This window comes from Kribbella sp. CA-253562 (assembly GCF_050942265.1).
Classification (GTDB): domain Bacteria; phylum Actinomycetota; class Actinomycetes; order Propionibacteriales; family Kribbellaceae; genus Kribbella.
In genome coordinates, this window is record NZ_CP192049.1 from 6,876,892 (window position 1) to 6,892,473 (window position 15,582).

The following is a 15,582-nucleotide window of genomic DNA, read 5'->3' on the forward strand; positions in this document are numbered from 1 at the left end:
ACCGCTCAGGCGTGGTCGGAGGTCCCTGTGGTCGCCATGCCGGCGGCCTTGAGGTCCGTGCGCAGCTCGCGGGGGAGGGCGAACACCAGGCTCTCCTCCGCGGTGCTGATCTCCTGCACCTCGCCGTAGCCCCGCGCGGCCAGCCAGTCGATCACGTCGCGGACCAGGATCTCCGGCACGCTCGCGCCGCTGGTGAGCCCCACCGATTCGACGCCCTCCAGCCAGGCCTCGTCGATCTCGTCGGCGTAGTCGACCAGGTAGCCGGCCTTCGCGCCGTGCTCGACGGCGACCTCGACCAGGCGGACCGAGTTCGACGAGTTGCGGGAGCCGACGACGATCATCAAGTCGGCCTCGGGCGCCAGCTTCTTCACCGCGGCCTGGCGGTTCTGGGTGGCGTAGCAGATGTCGTCGCTCGGCGGGTCCTGCAGGTTCGGGAACCGCTCGCGCAGGCGGCGTACGGTCTCCATCGTCTCGTCCACCGACAGCGTGGTCTGCGACAGCCAGACGACCTTGTCGGGGTCACGGACCTCGACGTTCGGTACGTCGCTCGGCCCGTCGACCAGGTGGATGTGATCCGGTGCCTCGCCGCTGGTGCCGATGACCTCTTCGTGGCCCTCGTGGCCGATCAGCAGGATGTCGTAGTCGGTGGCCGCGAACCGCTTCGCCTCGTGGTGCACCTTCGTCACCAGCGGGCAGGTCGCGTCGATCGTCTTGAGCTGCCGCGCGGCCGCCTCCTGGTGCACCACCGGGGCGACGCCGTGCGCGGAGAAGATCACCGTCTCGCCCTCGGGCACCTCGTCGGTCTCGTCGACGAAGATCGCGCCGCGCGCCTGCAGCGTCTGGACGACGTGCTTGTTGTGCACGATCTCCTTGCGCACGTAGACCGGCGGGCCGTACAGGTCGAGGGCCTTCTCCACCGCGACCACCGCCCGGTCCACGCCGGCGCAGTACCCCCGCGGCGCGGCGAGCAGCACCCGCTTCGTCTTCACGGCGGTCGAACCAGTGGTCTCAGGCTGGGCAGTCACGCACCCCATCGTACGGGGCGCACCGCAGCGACCCGGACGCCCGTGGCGCAGCTCACGCTCGCGGGCAAGGAAGTCGAGGAGCCGCCTGCCCTGTCCGGGCGGCTCCCCTAGGAGGTGATTCAACTGCCCCCAGGATGCGAGCCGGAAAACTGTTTGCGCAAAGGTATTTCAGGCCTTGCGGTAGGTCAGGACGGCGACGCCGCAGGCGTAGACCTGGTGATCGGTCAGCCGCAGCCGCCGGACGTCGAACTGGCTGGTGTGGAAAAGCTTGACTCCGGCACCGATCACGACCGGGTTGACCTTCACCACCAGGCGGTCGATCTCGGGCCACAGCGTTGCCGCGAGCTTCCCGCCGTCGCACAGCCAGAGGCCCAGACCGTCGTCCTGCTTGAGCTTTCGCATCGTCGCGAGCGGATCGTCGGCGACGAAATTCACCGCCGGGTCGGGGCTTTCGTCGTGGAGAAGACGTAGCCGTGCAGGCGGGGATACGGATTGGTCGTGCCGGTGTCGCGGCCGGCCTCCCAGGTCCGCCGGCCCATCAGCGACGGTGTCGAAGACCCGGTTCTCCGCGTCCAGCCACGGATCTCGCTTCCTCTGAAACCACTCTGCCAGTAGTACTCTAGGTGTAGTGGTTAAGGAGGCAACACCGATGCGCACCAACCCGGAACGCCGTACCGCCCTGATCGACGGGGCCATCGAGGTCCTGGCCGCCGAAGGCGCGCGCGGGCTCACGTTCCGCGCGGTCGACACCGCGGCCGGCGTACCGAACGGGACCGCGTCCAACTACTTCGCCAACCGCGACGACCTGCTCACCCAGGCCGGTCTGCGCATCCACGACCGCCTCGGCCCGGACGCCGCCGACCTCGATCAGCCGCCGTCGGCCGAGTTCCTCACCGCGCTGGCCCAACTGCTCCGCCACCGCTTGGCCGCCGACCGCACCGGCTACCTGGCCCTGCTGGAGCTACGCCTCGAAGCCACTCGCCGCCCCGCACTTCAGCAGGCCCTCACCGAGCGAGTCCGCGCCAACCTGGTGGAGACCATCCGCCTCCACCAGTCCCACGGCCTGCCAGGCGATCCCCTGCTGCTCTACTTCGCCGTCGGAGGCCTGATGCTCGAGCACCTCACCCTCCCGGCCGTCCTGCCCGAGCAAGCCGACCAGTTACTCGACCGGGTCGTCCGCGCATTACTCCAGCCAGGCCACTAACTGAGCCCGGGGACGGGTGCGTGGGATTGTCGGCGCGGGGCCGTAGGGTCTGGGGGTGGCATTGGAGACCTCGCCGGACGCGCCGGCCGCTGTCCGGACGATCGCGAACGGGATCGCCGGCTGGATCAACCAGCTCGGGGCCGTGTGGGTCGAGGGGCAGTTGACGGACGTGTCGGCCGGGCGAGGGATGTCGACGGTGTTCGGCACGTTGCGGGACACCGACGCCGACATCTCGCTGCGGTTCACCTGCAACCGCCGGATCTTCGACGCGGTCGACCCGCCGGTCACCGACGGCTCCCGGGTCGTCGTGAACGCCAAGCCGAACTTCTTCCCCAAGCGCGGCACGCTCGCGCTGGCGGTCAGCGAGATCCGGCACGTCGGCATCGGTGAACTGCTGGCCCGGATCGAGCGCCTCAAGCAACTGCTCGGCGCCGAAGGCCTGTTCGCGGCGCACCGCAAGAAGCGACTGCCGTTCCTCCCCCACACCATCGGCTTGATCTGCGGACGCGACTCGGCCGCCGAGCGCGACGTCCTGGAGAACGCCAAGCGCCGTTGGCCGGCGGTCGCGTTCCGCGTCGAGTACGCGTCGGTCCAGGGACCGGCGGCGGCCGGCGACGTGATGACCGCGCTGCGCAAGCTGGACGGCGACGAGTCCGTCGAGGTGATCGTGATCGCTCGCGGCGGCGGTTCGCTGGAAGACCTGCTGCCGTTCTCCGACGAGGGCCTGATCCGGGCGGTCTCCCAAGCCCGTACGCCGGTGGTCAGCGCGATCGGCCACGAACCGGACACCCCGCTGCTCGACCTGGTCGCCGACCTGCGCGCCTCGACCCCGACCGACGCGGCCAAGCGCATCGTGCCCGACGTACGGGAGGAGCTGGACGGCGTGCGCCAGCTGCGCGACCGCGGACTGCGCGCGATCACCAGCTGGCTGGACCGCGAGGCGCACGCGCTCGCCGCGATCCGCAGCCGGCCCGCGCTGGCTTCCCCCGCGACCGACCTGCAGCGGCGCTCGGAGGAGATCGCCGCACTCGTCGAGCGCAACCGCCGGACCCTGCTGCACCGCCTCGACCGAGCGAGCGACGACTTGGCGCACCGGCTGGCCAGCGTCCGCGCCCTGTCCCCCAAGGCGACCCTCGAGCGCGGCTACTCCGTGCTCCAGCTCGCCGACGGCACCGCAGTCCGCCAAATCGCCCAGGTCAAACCGGGCGACACGCTGCACGCCCGCGTGACCGACGGCCGATTCGACGTTGAAGTGACTTCCCGTGACACCGGCAAGGAGACCAGCAAGTGAGTGACCCCCGACCGGACATCTCCTACGAGCAGGCCCGCGAGGAACTGGTCGAAGTAGTCCGCAAACTCGAAGCCGGCGGCACCACCCTCGAAGAGTCCCTGGCCCTGTGGGAACGCGGCGAAGAACTCGCCACCACCTGCCAGCGGTGGCTGGACGGCGCCCGCACCCGCCTGGCCGAAGCCCAGGCCGCCCACACCAGCGGCGACCAGAAGAAGACCGACTGACAGTGCAGGTGCGCGCAGCCCGCGCAGCTGACCTGCCCGGAGCAGCGGAGGCCCGAATCGCCAGCTGGCGCGGGGCTTTCACCGGGTTGGTCCCGCAGGACTTCCTCGACAGCATGGACGCGGAGGCGATCGCCTCCGCCTGGCGCGACAGCATCGCCGCCGGCCGCTCCCGCCTGTACGTCGCCGACCTCGGCGGCCGCATCGTCGGGTACGCCGGCGTCGGCCCCGAACGCGACCCCTCGGCGGCGCCCACCGCCGGTGAGCTCTACGCGCTCTTCGCCCATCCGGACGTCTGGGGCACCGGCGTCGGCCGAGCACTCGCCGACGCCGCCCTCGCCGACTTGCGGGCGCACGGCTGCGACCGCGTCAACCTCTGGGTTCTTGACGCCAACACCCGAGCCCGCGCCTTCTACCGCCGCCGCGGCTTCACCGAGACCGCCGACCGCACCTACTCCTCCCTCGGCGACCTCCCCGAACTCCGGTGCACCAAGGACCTAGCTGGCTGACTCCCCCGGTCCGAGCAGCAGCGCCACCACCGACGCCGCTCCGGCGCGCATTCGCGACAGCTCGAAGCCCCCGGTCCGCAACGCGTGGTGCAGGTCCGCCGCCAGCGGCGCCAGTACGACGTGCGCGACGTACTCCGCGTCGAACTCCGGTCTCGCTTCCTCGACCAGCAAGGCCACGTGCTGGTGCCACAACCAGTACGAACCAATGCGGTAGCGCGCGCCGTCCGATGCGTTCTCGCTGTCCATGAACAGCTCGACGTGCCGATCGAGCAACTCCAGATAGGCGTCCACGAACGCAACCACCCGCTCGACCGGCGGAGCTCCGGGCCCGAGCGGCGGCGGTCCGGACAGGATCCGCCCCTGCAGCTCGCGCTCGCGCTCGTCCAGCAGCGCGACCGCCAGTCCGGCGCGGTCGCCGAACCGCCGGAACACCGTGCCCTTCCCGACCCCGGCCTCGGCCGCGATCGCGTCCAGCGACACGTTTTTCACCCCGTGCTCGGCGAACAGCCGGTCGGCCGCCTCGAGCACCTTCAGCCGGTTCCGCCGCGCGTCGGCGCGTTCCGGGCGCGGTTCGCCCAGGAGCGGAAGATCGCGTTGTGAAGCGGACTGCGGTCCGCTACTCTCGTTCATAAGACGGACTGTAGTCCGATTGACCGCTTGGAGGTAGCACCCATGCCCACCGTTCCCCCGATTCGTCCTGCCCAGATCGCCATCGCGTACCACTCCGGCTACGGCCACACCGCCCGTCAGGCCGAGGCCGTCGCGGCCGGCGCCTCCGCCGTACCGGGCGCGGTCGCCGACCTCGTGCCGCTCGACGAGCTGACCGACGACGTCTGGCGACGGCTCGCGGCCGCCGACGCGATCGTTTTCGGCGCGCCCACCTACATGGGCAGCCCGAGCGCGGTCTTCAAGGCGTTCGCCGAGGCCAGCGCCGCGGTCTGGGCCGACAACCTCGGCTGGCGCGACAAGATCGCCGCCGGGTTCACCAACTCCAAGGCGATGTCCGGCGACAAGCTCAACAGCCTGGTGGACATCGCCGTGCTCGCCGCCCAGCACGGCATGATCTGGGTCGGCCTCGACCTCTACCCCGGCTGGGCCGAGTCGACCGCCAGCATCGAGGACCTCAACCGGCTCGGCAGTTGGCTGGGCGCGATGGCCCAGTCCGACGCCGACCTGTCCGCCGAGAAGGCGCCGCCGGAGACCGACCTGCGGACCGCCGCCGCGCTGGGCAGCCGGGTCGCCACCGTCACCTTGCGCCACCTGCGCGGCTCCCTGGCCGCGTGATGGCATGGCTCGTCCTGCTGACCGCCGCCGCCTTCGAGATCGCGTTCGCCCTCAGCCTCAAACCGAGTGAAGGCTTCAGCCGCCTGTGGCCGACCCTCGCCGTCCTGGTCTTCGGCATCACGTCGGTCGTGCTGCTCGCCAAGACCCTCGACCGCCTCCCCGTCGGTACGGCGTACGCGGTGTGGACCGGCATCGGCTCGGTCGGCGTGGTGACGCTCGGCATCATCGTCTGGCACGAGCCGGTCACGCCGACGCGCCTGGCGTGTATCGCGCTGATCCTCACCGGCGTCATCGGCCTTCACCTGTCCGGCTCGCACTGACCGAGGCCGGCGCTTCAGGTGGTGGTGCGGGTGTGGTTGGGGCGGCGGGTCCGGATCGGTACGGCGGCCGGTGGGATGAGCGGGTCGGCCGGCGCGGCGGAGTAGTGGCCGACCAGGGTCTGGTAATCGTCCCAGGTGTCGACGGTGACCGGAACGTTGCCTACGGCATCTACATCGGTGACGGGATGCGGGCCGGTCTCGATCAGGGACCACAGATCGTGGTCGCTGCGCAGGGAACGCAGCGAGCCGAACGTCTCCCGGCCGAACCAGCACGGACAGCCGCGGCCGTCGTCGTACCGGGTGACGCCGATCGGGGTGGCGGCCTCGGCGACCAACGACCAGACGGCGGCCGAGGTGACGCTGGGCTGGTCGCCGCGCAGGATCACCAGACCGTCCGTACGACGGTCGATCACGTCCAGAGCCGGGACGATCGACGAGCTGCCGGTGTCGGCGTGCGGGGTGTCGACCACGCGGACGCCGTCCAGGTCGATGCGATCGCGGACCTGGTCGGCGGCCGTGCCGAGCGTGACGACGAGCTGGTCGAAACCGCAGTCCCGCGCGGTGTCGAGCGTCGCGCCGAGCAGGGTCTCGCCGCGGTAGGCCAGCAACTGGCGAGGGACACCGAGTCGCGGTGAGCCTTCAGCGGCCAGCAGCAACCCGGTGACGAACATGCCGCGTCAGCCCTCGACCTGGATCGTGAGAGTCACACCAGGCTCCTTCGCCGACGTCGATTCCCGATCGAACCGCGAACAGCGGCACGCTGTCAACAGGTGTACGACTTTTTCAACCCTGCAAGGGAATTCCTGCTCAGGTGAGCACGGCGGCTCAGCGCAGCGTTGCAGCAAACGTTTCAAGGGCGGGATATCCGGCGTTGCCGACCACGATCGTGGTGACGCCGGAACCGACCAGCACGAGCGCGTTCTCGTTCTTGCGTTCGAGCAGCGTCTTGCGCTGCCAGACCACTCCGCGCACGGTCGAGGTGCCGTCGTCCTCGGTCTTGCCGAGCTCGTCGTTCTGGTACGCGCGATTGGTCTGGTTGGACTGCTCGAGGCCGACGTACTTCTTCTCGCTGGTCACCGTGCCGAGGTGCCAGGTGATCGGGCGCTGCTCCGGCGCGCGGAACTCGACGCTGGTCGCCGCCCACCCTTCGGGCAGCGGTTCCGGACCGCGGATCCAGGAGGCGGCCTTGCGCGCGTCGGCCAGCTGCGCCGTGTACTCGATCGCGCGGACCTTCTCCTCCTTCGGCCGCCAGGTGACGATCATCAGGAACGCCACCACGACGAACGTCGCCAGCAACGCCCAGAACATGTTGGTCAACGTGCGCGCCTTGGCCCGGTTCGCCCGGTCCTGCTCCCGGTAGGCGATCGCCTCCGCGCGCGCCCGCGCCCGCTCCCGTGTCACCGGATCGACCGGCGCGTCCGGTCCACCGGCGGTGTCGACGGCGGGCTGCTGGGAAGCGTTCTCCTGGGCGCTGGCCCCGGGGTGCGCCGGCTCGTGACCTGTCGGACTCATGGCACCAGTGTCTCGCGGGTCCGATCTCGCCCGATCACCACCATCGGGCGTTGGCTACGATCCGTGCCATGAGCGACCCCACCACACCACCCGCCCATCTCGAGGTCGACGAGCACGCGCCCGACCGGAACCTGGCTCTGGAACTGGTCCGGGTCACCGAGGCCGCCGCGATGGCGGCCGGTCGCTGGGTCGGCCGGGGTGACAAGAACGGCGCCGACGGTGCCGCGGTGAACGCGATGCGCACGCTGATCGGCACCGTCGGGATGAACGGCGTGGTGGTGATCGGCGAGGGCGAGAAGGACAACGCCCCGATGCTCTACAACGGCGAGCGCGTCGGCGCGGGCGACGGGCCCGAGTGCGACGTCGCGGTGGATCCGGTCGACGGCACCACGCTGGTCGCGAAGGGCATGGCCAACGGCATCGCCGTGATGGCGGTCTCGCCGCGCCACACGATGTACGACCCGTCCGCGGTGTTCTACATGGAGAAACTGGTCGTCGGGCCCGAGGCCGCCGAGCATGTCGACATCCGGCTCCCGGTCGCGGAGAACATCCGCCGCGTCGCCAAGGCGAAGGGCTCCAGCGTCGACGACGTCACCGTCGTCCTGCTCGACCGTCCGCGGCACGAGGAACTGGCCGCCGAGATCCGCGCCACCGGCGCCCGGATCAAGTTCATCAGCGACGGCGACGTGGCGGGCGCGGTCGAGGCGGCCCGGCCGGACACCGGCTTGGACATGCTGGTCGGCATCGGCGGTACGCCGGAAGGCATCATCGCCGCCTGCGCGATGAAGTGCCTCGGCGGGCTGATCCAGGGCCGGCTCTGGCCGCGCGACGACGACGAGCGGCAGCGCGCGCTCGACGCCGGCCACGACCTGGACCGCGTGCTCAGCACCGACGACCTCGTCGGCGGTGACGACTGCTTCTTCGTCGCCACCGGCATCACCGACGGCGAACTGCTGCGCGGCGTCCGGTACGGCAATTCGACGGCCCGGACACACTCGCTGGTGATGCGCTCGCGCAGCGGCACGATCCGCAGCATCGAAAGCGTGCACCAGCTGAAGAAGCTGCGGGCCTACTCCGCCATCGACTTCGAGCACGCGCGGTGAAGGTGTTGTCGGTCGAGTCGGTCGAGTCGGTCCGGGAGGCCAGATGACCGCCCCCGTCCTCGTCATCGGCGAGGCGCTCGTGGACATCGTCGGCAGCGGCAAGCCGCGGAACGGCTCCAAGAACGGGGCCAAAGCCACTCCGGGCGGCTCCCCCGCGAACGTCGCGGTCGGCCTGGCGCGGCTCGGCGTGCCGACCGAGCTGGTGACCCGGTTCGGCACCGATCCGTACGGCGACCAGCTCGGGGCGCACCTGTTCGGCAACGGGGTCCAGCTCGCTCCGGGCTCGGTCGACCCCAGCTTCCGGACCAGTACGGCGACCGCGACGCTCGACGCCGCCGGAGTCGCGTCGTACCAGTTCGACATCAGCTGGGAGCCGCCGGCGCTCACCCTCAACCGAGGCTGCCCGGCCGTGCACACCGGCTCGATCGCGACCGTGCTGGAGCCGGGCGCGGACGCGATCCGCGAGTTCCTGACCGGTCTGGCCGCCAAGCCGGTCACCGTCACCCTCGACCCGAACGCGCGACCGACGATCACGCCCGACGCCGACCGCACTTGGTCCGCCGTACGGGAGCTGGCCGCGTTGTCGGACCTGGTGAAGCTGAGCGACGAGGACTGCGAGTTCCTGCGGCCCGGATCGTCGCCGGACGAGGTCGCGGCCGAGCTGCTGTCGGTGGACCGGACGAAGTGCGTGGTGATCACCCGCGGCGGCGACGGCGCGATCGGCGTCACCCGGACCGGGCGCGTCGAGGTGGCCGCGCCGGCGATCGAGGTGGTCGACACGGTCGGTGCCGGCGACTCGTTCATGTCCGCGCTGATCGCCGGGCTGCAGGCACGCGGCCTGCTCGGCGAGACCCGGCTGGAAGGGCTCGACGAGAAGGCGCTCCGTGAGGTTGTCGACTACGCGGTGAAGGCCGCGGCGATCACCTGCACCCGGCACGGCGCCGACCCGCCCACGGCGGCCGAGCACGCGTCGCGGTGGAGCTGAACGATGACCCCTCAGCTTGTCTGAGGAGTTGGGTTGCTACCGTCGAAGCGTGACCGTCGACGACCTGCCGCTGCCCGTGCTCGATCTGCGTGACGTCACGCTTGTCCGCGACGGCAAAGCACTGCTCCAGGACGTCAACCTGACCGTGCGCGAGGGCGAGCGCTGGGCGTTGCTCGGCCCGAACGGCGCCGGCAAAAGCACGATGCTCAAGCTGTGCGGCGCGCTCGAGCATCCCACCCGGGGCACTGTCGAGGTGCTCGGCAAGCGGCTCGGGCGGGTGGACATCCGGGAGCTGCGCGAGTCCATCGGGCATGTCGATCCGCGGCATCCGCTGCGTTCGGCGTTGACGATCGAGCAGGTGGTGTCGACCGGGATCACCGGCACGATCGAGCTGATGCCGCGCTGGCAACCCACGGCCGCGCAGCGAACCCGGGTCGGTGAGCTCATCGACCTGCTCGGCATCGCGGATCGCGCCCGCAGCCCGTGGACGACGCTGTCACAGGGCGAGCGAGGACGCGCGCTGATCGCCCGGGCGATGGTCGCCGACCCGCAACTCCTGCTGCTCGACGAACCGTCGACCGGCCTGGACGTCGCCGCCCGCGAGCAACTGCTCGACACGATCGACCTCGTCCACGCGTCCCGGCCGACGCTGTCCTCGATCCTGGTGACGCACCACCTGGAGGAGCTCCCGTCGTCGACCACGCACGCGGCGCTGCTGCGCGGTGGACGCGTGCACGCTGCGGGCCGGGCAACCGGCGTACTGACGTCGGAGCTGGTGTCGCAGTGCTTCGGTCATCCGATCGAGATCGAGCACACCGGTGACCGCTGGGCCGCGCGGTCCGTACGCGGTGCCGGACGGGTCAGTGCAGGCGCAGGCGCTTGCTGAGACGCGGACCGCGCTTGATCTTGATCTCACCGAGGATCGCCGTACCGCGGATGTAGAACGTCTTCGGGGGCGCGGTGCTCGGCTCGACGACCCCGCCGAGGCCGGCCTCCTGCTCGGTCACCGCGCCGAGGATCGGGTTGCTGTCCAGGTGCACGATCGCGTTCTGCGGGACGCGGATCTTCACGTCCGCGAGGATCGACTTCACGTCGATGTAGATCACCGGGTGCGGCATGTTCGCCTCGGTGTAATCGAGGGTCACGTCCCCGAGCACGGCGTTGACCTCCTGGCGCTGCGGTACGAGCCAGTTGCCGGTCCGCTTGGACTCGGACAGGAACGCGTTGAGCGTCGGCGCCACCGCGACCGCGTCCGTGCCGTACTGCGGCTGCGCGTCGTACGGCGCGGTGGCGGGGTGCGGGTTCGGCACCGCGAGACCGTTCGGCAGGTCGTTGGTCAGCTGGACCAGTTCGCCGTACGTCTTGGCGGCGTACACCTCTCCCAGCCGGTCCTCGAGCTCGGCATAGCTCAGCCGGCCCTCGCCGGCCGCTTCGCGCAGCAGTTCGGCGACGTCCTCCCGCTCGAGGTCGGAGACCCGGCGGCGCAGGGCGAGCTCGTCCCCGGTCGGCTGCGCGGGCACGTCCTGCGGGCGGTCCTGGGGTACCTCGTCCTGAGCCACAGGAAAACCTTACGCGTGCGGCGACGTGGCCGAACAGGAGTTACCTCCCCCATCCGACCCTGACTCGACCCCTGAGCCCGGCGGGACAAGGCCGGAGCGACGGCTCTAGGCTTGGTGGGATCTCAGACCACCTGCCCTGGAGGTACGCCCGCGTGTCCGCCGATTTCAGCTACTCCGACCTGCTCCCGCTCGGCCAGGACGACACGGAGTACCGGCTTCTCACCACCGACGGAGTCAGCACGTTCACCGCGGGTGGCCGGACCTTCCTGCAGGTGGACCCGGCCGTGCTGCAGCAGCTCACCGCCGAGGCGATGCACGACATCTCGCACTACCTGCGCACCGCGCACCTGGCTCAGCTGCGCCGGATCATCGACGACCCCGAGGCGTCCGGCAACGACCGGTTCGTCGCGCTCGACCTGCTGAAGAACGCGAACATCTCGGCCGGTGGCGTGCTGCCGATGTGCCAGGACACCGGTACGGCGATCGTGATGGGCAAGAAGTCCGAGGGCGTGCTGACCGGCGCGGTGGACGAGCAGTGGATCAGCCGGGGCGTCTACGACGCGTACACCAAGCTCAACCTGCGCTATTCGCAGATGGCGCCGTTGACCATGTGGGACGAGAAGAACACCGGCTCCAATCTGCCGGCCCAGATCGAGCTGTACTCGACGCCCGGGACGGCGGATCCGGCGTACAAGTTCTTGTTCATGGCCAAGGGTGGCGGCTCGGCGAACAAGTCGTTCCTGTTCCAGGAGACCAAGGCCGTGCTGAACCCGGCCGGCATGATGAAGTTCCTGGACGAGAAGATCCGCTCGCTCGGTACGGCCGCCTGCCCGCCGTACCACCTGGCGATCGTCGTCGGCGGGACCTCGGCGGAGTACGCGCTGAAGACCGCGAAGTACGCCTCCGCGCACTACCTCGACGCGCTGCCGACCTCCGGATCGCCGCTGGGGCACGGGTTCCGCGACCTCGAACTGGAGGAAGAGGTCTTCAAGCTCACCCAGCAGTTCGGCATCGGCGCGCAGTTCGGCGGCAAGTACTTCTGCCACGACGTGCGCGTGGTCCGGCTGCCGCGGCACGGCGCGTCATGCCCGGTCGCGATCGCGGTGTCCTGCTCGGCCGACCGGCAGGCGCTGGCCAAGATCACGCCGGAGGGTGTGTTCCTGGAGCAGCTCGAGCGGGACCCGGCGCGGTTCCTGCCGGACACCACGGACGACCATCTTGACGACGCGGCGGACGTCGTACGGATCGACCTGAACCGGCCGATGAGCGAGATCCGCGCCGAGCTGTCGAAGCTGCCGGTGAAGACCCGGCTGTCGCTGAACGGGCCGCTGGTGGTCGCGCGCGACATCGCGCACGCCAAGATCAAGGAGCGCCTGGACGCGGGCGAGCCGATGCCGCAGTACCTGCGGGATCACGCGGTCTACTACGCCGGGCCGGCCAAGACGCCGGAGGGTTACGCGTCGGGTTCGTTCGGGCCGACCACGGCCGGGCGCATGGACGCGTACGTCGACCAGTTCCAGGCGGCCGGCGGATCCTTCGTGATGCTTGCCAAGGGCAACCGCTCGGCGAAGGTGACGCAGGCGTGCAAGCAGCACGGCGGCTTCTACCTCGGCTCGATCGGCGGGCCCGCGGCGCGGCTGGCGCAGGACTGCATCAAGTCCGTCGAGGTGATCGAGTACGCCGAGCTCGGGATGGAAGCGGTCTGGAAGATCGAGGTCGAGGACTTCCCCGCGTTCGTGGTCGTCGACGACAAGGGCAACGACTTCTTCACCGAGACCGCCAAGCCGGTCCCGCTGACGGTGCGCCCGCGTAGCTGACTTCCGCGGCCCGGACGGGCATCCTGGGCAGATGACACTGGACTGGAAACTCGTTGTCGACTGCGCCGACGCGCAGGCCCAGGCCGCCTTCTGGGCCGACGCCCTCGGCTACGTCGTGGAGGACAACCGGGCCCTGATCGACCAACTGCTGACCTCCGGCGCGATCCCGCCGGAGGCGGTGGTCACGGTCGACGGACGTCCCGGTTTCCGCACGATGCAAGCCGTCCGTCACCCCGACGACCCGGTGCAGGACTTCACCGGCATCGGCGAGGGCCGGCGGATCCTGTTCCAGCAGGTCCCGGAACCGAAGGCCGTCAAGAACCGCCTGCACCTCGACCTGCACGCCGGCCCCGAACGACGCGACACGGAGGTCGACCGCCTCCGCGGCCTCGGCGCGACCGTCCTGCAACGGGTCCAGGAGCCGGGCACCGACCACGTCGTGCTGTCCGACCCCGAGGGCAACGAGTTCTGCGTCCAGTGACCCAAGCCCTGCTGCTCACCGGCGGTGGCGGAGCGGGCAAGACGTCGCTGGGACAGGCGATCGGGCGTCTGCTGACCGACCGCTCGCTGCCGACCGCCGTGATCGACCTGGACGCCCTGGCGCAGTTCGGCGGCGGCGCACCGGCGCACGAAGACCTGCGCCGCCGAAACCTCGCCGCGGTCTGGGCCAACTACCGTTGGGCCGGAGCGCAGTACGTCGTGGTGTCGGGCGTCATAGAGTCGGCGGCCCAGCGGGCGGCGTACGGCCAGTGTTTGGCGGGGTGCGCCGTGCAGGTTGTTCGCGTCGCCACTCCGCTGGAGCTGGTCGAGCGGCGTACGGCGGGAGCTGTGCGGGGGCCGGAGTGGGAGCTCGACGCGGCGCTCGCCTCGCACGAGCGGGTCGAGCGGGCGGGGTTGGAGGACTTCGTGGTCGTCAACGATCGTCCGCTCGCCGAGGTGGCTGAGGAGACCTTGGTGCGGGCCGGCTGGTTCGGGGGAAACTAATCGGTTGGGCCGGGTCCGGGGGCGCTGCTAATCTCCCGGTGACCGTCTGGCCGAAGGAGGTGAGCCCCGTGAACGCTGTCACCGCGTGGGTGCTCCCCGCTTCGTCACGGTCGGGCGATTGACGTAGGTCTCGCCGGGAGCGCCAGGACTTCGAAGGCACTCCCGAAAGGCAACACCTGTGAGTTTTCAGTTCACTGCACAGACCTCGGCGGACGGTGTGCTCACCCGCTCGTTCGCCCTGGGTGAGATCGCCGGCGTGCTCTGGTCGCCGGCGTCCTCGGCAGGCCCCACTCCCCTGGTCCTGCTCGGGCACGGCGGCGGCCGGGACAGCAAGGCGCCGCCGATGGTCGGCCGCGCGCACCGGCTCGTCAGCGATGCCGGATTCAGCGTGGCCTGCATCGACGCGCCGGGCCACGGAGGCCGGCCGCGCAGCGCGATCGACGAGCGGGAGATCGCCGCGATGCAACAGGCGATGGCGACCGGCGAACCGGTCGGCCCGATCGTCGTCCGCTACAACCTCGACCTGGCCGAGCGCGCCGTCCCGGAATGGCAAGCGACACTCGATGCCCTGCAGCAACTGCCGGATCTCGCCGACGGACCGGTGGGGTACTTCGGGCTGAACCTGGGCACCGCGATCGGCGTACCGCTGCTCGCGGCCGAGCCGAGAATCAGCGCCGCCGTGCTCGGCATCTTCTGGTACGACGACGCGCTGGCGAAGGCCGCCGCGCAGATCACCGTGCCGGTGGAGTTCCTGGTCCAGTGGAACGACGAGCACATCCCCCGCACGTCGAGCCTCGCGCTGTTCGACGCGTTCGCCTCAGCGGAGAAGTCGTTGCACGCGAACGCGGGGGCGCACAAGGACGTGCCGCGGTTCGAGTTCGACAGCGCGGTCCGCTTCTTCGTCCGTCACCTGTCGCGCCGGCGCAACACGTAGACGGTCGGGGCCAGCTTGCCGAGAAACTGGTAGAGCTCCCAGTGCAGGTTGGCCTCGACGTGGGCGCAGACGTCCTCGCCGTGAACGGCGACGAACTGGTCCCGGGTACGGCGGAGGCGCGCGAGTCTCAGCAGTGCCCGGGACACCGGCTGCGTGCGTTCCTCGGCGTACTCGCGCCACTCGGTGCCGAGCACGTCCGTCTCCTCGATCACCAGGCCGGCGGCGCTGAAGGCCGCTTCGAGGTTTGCGGCGTCGAGGTTACTGAGGACGTTGCCGAGATGGGCGCTCAGCACTGCCCGGTCGCGAGAGTCCAGGAGGTCGGTGGCGACCTGGGTGAACACGATCAGACGGCCGCCCGGCTTCAGGACCTGGGCGACGCCGGCGATCGCCGCGGGAAGATCGGCGACCTGTTCCAGCACATCCCGGCACCAGACGAGATCGAACTGCTGTCCGAGCGAAGCAGCGTCCTCCATGCCGGTGCACCGCAGCGTGATGCGATCCGTGAGCCCGGCGGCCTCGACTGCCTCGCGGGCCTGCGAGATGTGGAGGGGGACCGGATCGACGCCGAACCCGGCCAGGTCGTGATCGCGAACCAGGCGGACAAGATGCGCGCCGTCCCGGCAGCCGGCGTCCAGCACGGTGGAACCGGGCTGCAGATACTCGGCGGCCTTGGCCAGCAGCCAGTCAGGCCCGCGCGGCTCCAGGCTGCGGTCCAGCTCGGCGTACAGGTCCCAAGTCGTCGGGCCGTAGACCCGCGCCAGCTGCTCGGCGTGCTGCGTCGTCTCCATGCGGGACAGCTCAGCACGTCGAGCCGCGTTCACCCACTGAGTTTCG

General features: G+C 70.3%; 20 protein-coding genes. 13 read left to right on the forward strand and 7 right to left on the reverse strand.

The annotated features are described in order from the left end of the window. Positions 1-5 precede the first annotated feature (5 nt). Positions 6-1,034 carry a 4-hydroxy-3-methylbut-2-enyl diphosphate reductase gene (locus ACQPXM_RS32360; RefSeq protein WP_432940786.1) on the reverse strand — a complete coding sequence of 343 codons (1,029 nt, stop codon included), beginning with the start codon at positions 1,032-1,034 and terminating at the stop codon, positions 6-8. A 159-nt stretch (positions 1,035-1,193) separates the two neighbouring features. Next, positions 1,194-1,427, reverse strand: coding sequence for a dihydrofolate reductase family protein (locus ACQPXM_RS32365; RefSeq protein ID WP_432940788.1), 234 nt, complete (start codon positions 1,425-1,427; stop codon positions 1,194-1,196). A gap of 247 nt (positions 1,428-1,674) precedes the next feature. Between ACQPXM_RS32365 and ACQPXM_RS32370 the strand changes: the two genes are divergently transcribed. From ACQPXM_RS32370 to ACQPXM_RS32385, 4 genes are read left to right on the forward strand one after another with little or no spacing between them, the layout of a single operon-like run. Beyond that, the gene (locus ACQPXM_RS32370; RefSeq protein ID WP_432940791.1) at positions 1,675-2,229 is read left to right on the forward strand and encodes a TetR/AcrR family transcriptional regulator; all 555 of its coding nucleotides are present in this window, start codon (positions 1,675-1,677) and stop codon (positions 2,227-2,229) included. 55 nt (positions 2,230-2,284) lie between these two features. Further along, positions 2,285-3,520 (forward strand): exodeoxyribonuclease VII large subunit, encoded by a 1,236-nt coding sequence (xseA, locus tag ACQPXM_RS32375; RefSeq protein ID WP_432940794.1) that lies wholly within the window; start codon positions 2,285-2,287, stop codon positions 3,518-3,520. After that, positions 3,517-3,744: an exodeoxyribonuclease VII small subunit gene (locus ACQPXM_RS32380; RefSeq protein ID WP_432940797.1), complete on the forward strand. Its 228-nt coding sequence runs from the start codon at positions 3,517-3,519 to the stop codon at positions 3,742-3,744. The genes xseA and ACQPXM_RS32380 overlap by 4 nt, the downstream gene beginning before the upstream one ends. Before the next feature lie 2 nt (positions 3,745-3,746). Beyond that, positions 3,747-4,250, forward strand: coding sequence for an N-acetyltransferase family protein (locus ACQPXM_RS32385; protein WP_432940800.1), 504 nt, complete (start codon positions 3,747-3,749; stop codon positions 4,248-4,250). Here the strand turns inward: ACQPXM_RS32385 and ACQPXM_RS32390 are convergent. Then, positions 4,239-4,880 carry a TetR/AcrR family transcriptional regulator gene (locus tag ACQPXM_RS32390; protein ID WP_432940803.1) on the reverse strand — a complete coding sequence of 214 codons (642 nt, stop codon included), beginning with the start codon at positions 4,878-4,880 and terminating at the stop codon, positions 4,239-4,241. The two genes, ACQPXM_RS32385 and ACQPXM_RS32390, sit on opposite strands and share 12 nt — an antisense overlap. Before the next feature lie 42 nt (positions 4,881-4,922). On the opposite strand from ACQPXM_RS32390, the gene ACQPXM_RS32395 reads away from it, so the two are divergent. Both ACQPXM_RS32395 and ACQPXM_RS32400 read left to right on the forward strand, forming a co-directional pair. After that, positions 4,923-5,534 (forward strand): flavodoxin family protein, encoded by a 612-nt coding sequence (locus tag ACQPXM_RS32395; RefSeq protein WP_432940806.1) that lies wholly within the window; start codon positions 4,923-4,925, stop codon positions 5,532-5,534. Beyond that, positions 5,534-5,854, forward strand: a complete 321-nt coding sequence (locus ACQPXM_RS32400) for a DMT family transporter (RefSeq protein WP_432940809.1) — start codon at positions 5,534-5,536, stop codon at positions 5,852-5,854. The genes ACQPXM_RS32395 and ACQPXM_RS32400 overlap by 1 nt, the downstream gene beginning before the upstream one ends. Positions 5,855-5,868: 14 nt before the next feature. Here ACQPXM_RS32400 and ACQPXM_RS32405 read toward each other — a convergent pair whose 3' ends face one another. Together ACQPXM_RS32405 and ACQPXM_RS32410 are read right to left on the reverse strand one after the other, a co-directional pair. Continuing rightward, complete coding sequence (locus ACQPXM_RS32405; protein WP_432940811.1) at positions 5,869-6,525, reverse strand: nucleotidyltransferase family protein; 657 nt, start codon at positions 6,523-6,525, stop codon at positions 5,869-5,871. Between the two features lie 154 nt (positions 6,526-6,679). Continuing rightward, positions 6,680-7,366, reverse strand: coding sequence for a DUF4245 domain-containing protein (locus ACQPXM_RS32410; protein WP_432940814.1), 687 nt, complete (start codon positions 7,364-7,366; stop codon positions 6,680-6,682). Between the two features lie 68 nt (positions 7,367-7,434). Between ACQPXM_RS32410 and glpX the strand changes: the two genes are divergently transcribed. Genes glpX through ACQPXM_RS32425 form a run of 3 tightly spaced genes read left to right on the forward strand, consistent with a single transcriptional unit; the run spans position 7,435 to position 10,340 of the window. Then, positions 7,435-8,469 carry a class II fructose-bisphosphatase gene (gene glpX, locus ACQPXM_RS32415; RefSeq protein ID WP_432940817.1) on the forward strand — a complete coding sequence of 345 codons (1,035 nt, stop codon included), beginning with the start codon at positions 7,435-7,437 and terminating at the stop codon, positions 8,467-8,469. 43 nt (positions 8,470-8,512) lie between these two features. Then, a complete protein-coding gene (locus tag ACQPXM_RS32420) occupies positions 8,513-9,454 on the forward strand; it encodes a carbohydrate kinase family protein (protein WP_432940821.1) in 942 nt (313 codons plus the stop codon). Positions 9,455-9,503: 49 nt separating this feature from the next. Next, a complete protein-coding gene (locus ACQPXM_RS32425) occupies positions 9,504-10,340 on the forward strand; it encodes an ABC transporter ATP-binding protein (protein ID WP_432940843.1) in 837 nt (278 codons plus the stop codon). Here ACQPXM_RS32425 and ACQPXM_RS32430 read toward each other — a convergent pair. Next, positions 10,315-11,013 carry a DUF1707 SHOCT-like domain-containing protein gene (locus ACQPXM_RS32430; protein ID WP_432940846.1) on the reverse strand — a complete coding sequence of 233 codons (699 nt, stop codon included), beginning with the start codon at positions 11,011-11,013 and terminating at the stop codon, positions 10,315-10,317. The two genes, ACQPXM_RS32425 and ACQPXM_RS32430, sit on opposite strands and share 26 nt — an antisense overlap. A 152-nt stretch (positions 11,014-11,165) precedes the next feature. Here ACQPXM_RS32430 and ACQPXM_RS32435 point away from each other — a divergent pair, with 152 nt between their 5' ends. From ACQPXM_RS32435 to ACQPXM_RS32450, 4 genes are all read left to right on the forward strand, one after another. Then, entirely contained in the window at positions 11,166-12,830 is a 1,665-nt protein-coding gene (locus ACQPXM_RS32435; RefSeq protein ID WP_432940850.1) for a fumarate hydratase, read from the forward strand. A 31-nt stretch (positions 12,831-12,861) separates the two neighbouring features. Beyond that, positions 12,862-13,311, forward strand: coding sequence for a VOC family protein (locus tag ACQPXM_RS32440; RefSeq protein ID WP_432940853.1), 450 nt, complete (start codon positions 12,862-12,864; stop codon positions 13,309-13,311). Next, positions 13,308-13,814 (forward strand): hypothetical protein, encoded by a 507-nt coding sequence (locus ACQPXM_RS32445; protein ID WP_432940856.1) that lies wholly within the window; start codon positions 13,308-13,310, stop codon positions 13,812-13,814. The genes ACQPXM_RS32440 and ACQPXM_RS32445 overlap by 4 nt, the downstream gene beginning before the upstream one ends. A gap of 178 nt (positions 13,815-13,992) precedes the next feature. Then, positions 13,993-14,748 (forward strand): dienelactone hydrolase family protein, encoded by a 756-nt coding sequence (locus tag ACQPXM_RS32450; RefSeq protein ID WP_432940859.1) that lies wholly within the window; start codon positions 13,993-13,995, stop codon positions 14,746-14,748. Here the strand turns inward: ACQPXM_RS32450 and ACQPXM_RS32455 are convergent. After that, positions 14,721-15,536, reverse strand: a complete 816-nt coding sequence (locus ACQPXM_RS32455) for an SAM-dependent methyltransferase (RefSeq protein WP_432940862.1) — start codon at positions 15,534-15,536, stop codon at positions 14,721-14,723. The genes ACQPXM_RS32450 and ACQPXM_RS32455 overlap by 28 nt on opposite strands. Between the last annotated feature and the right edge of the window lie 46 nt (positions 15,537-15,582).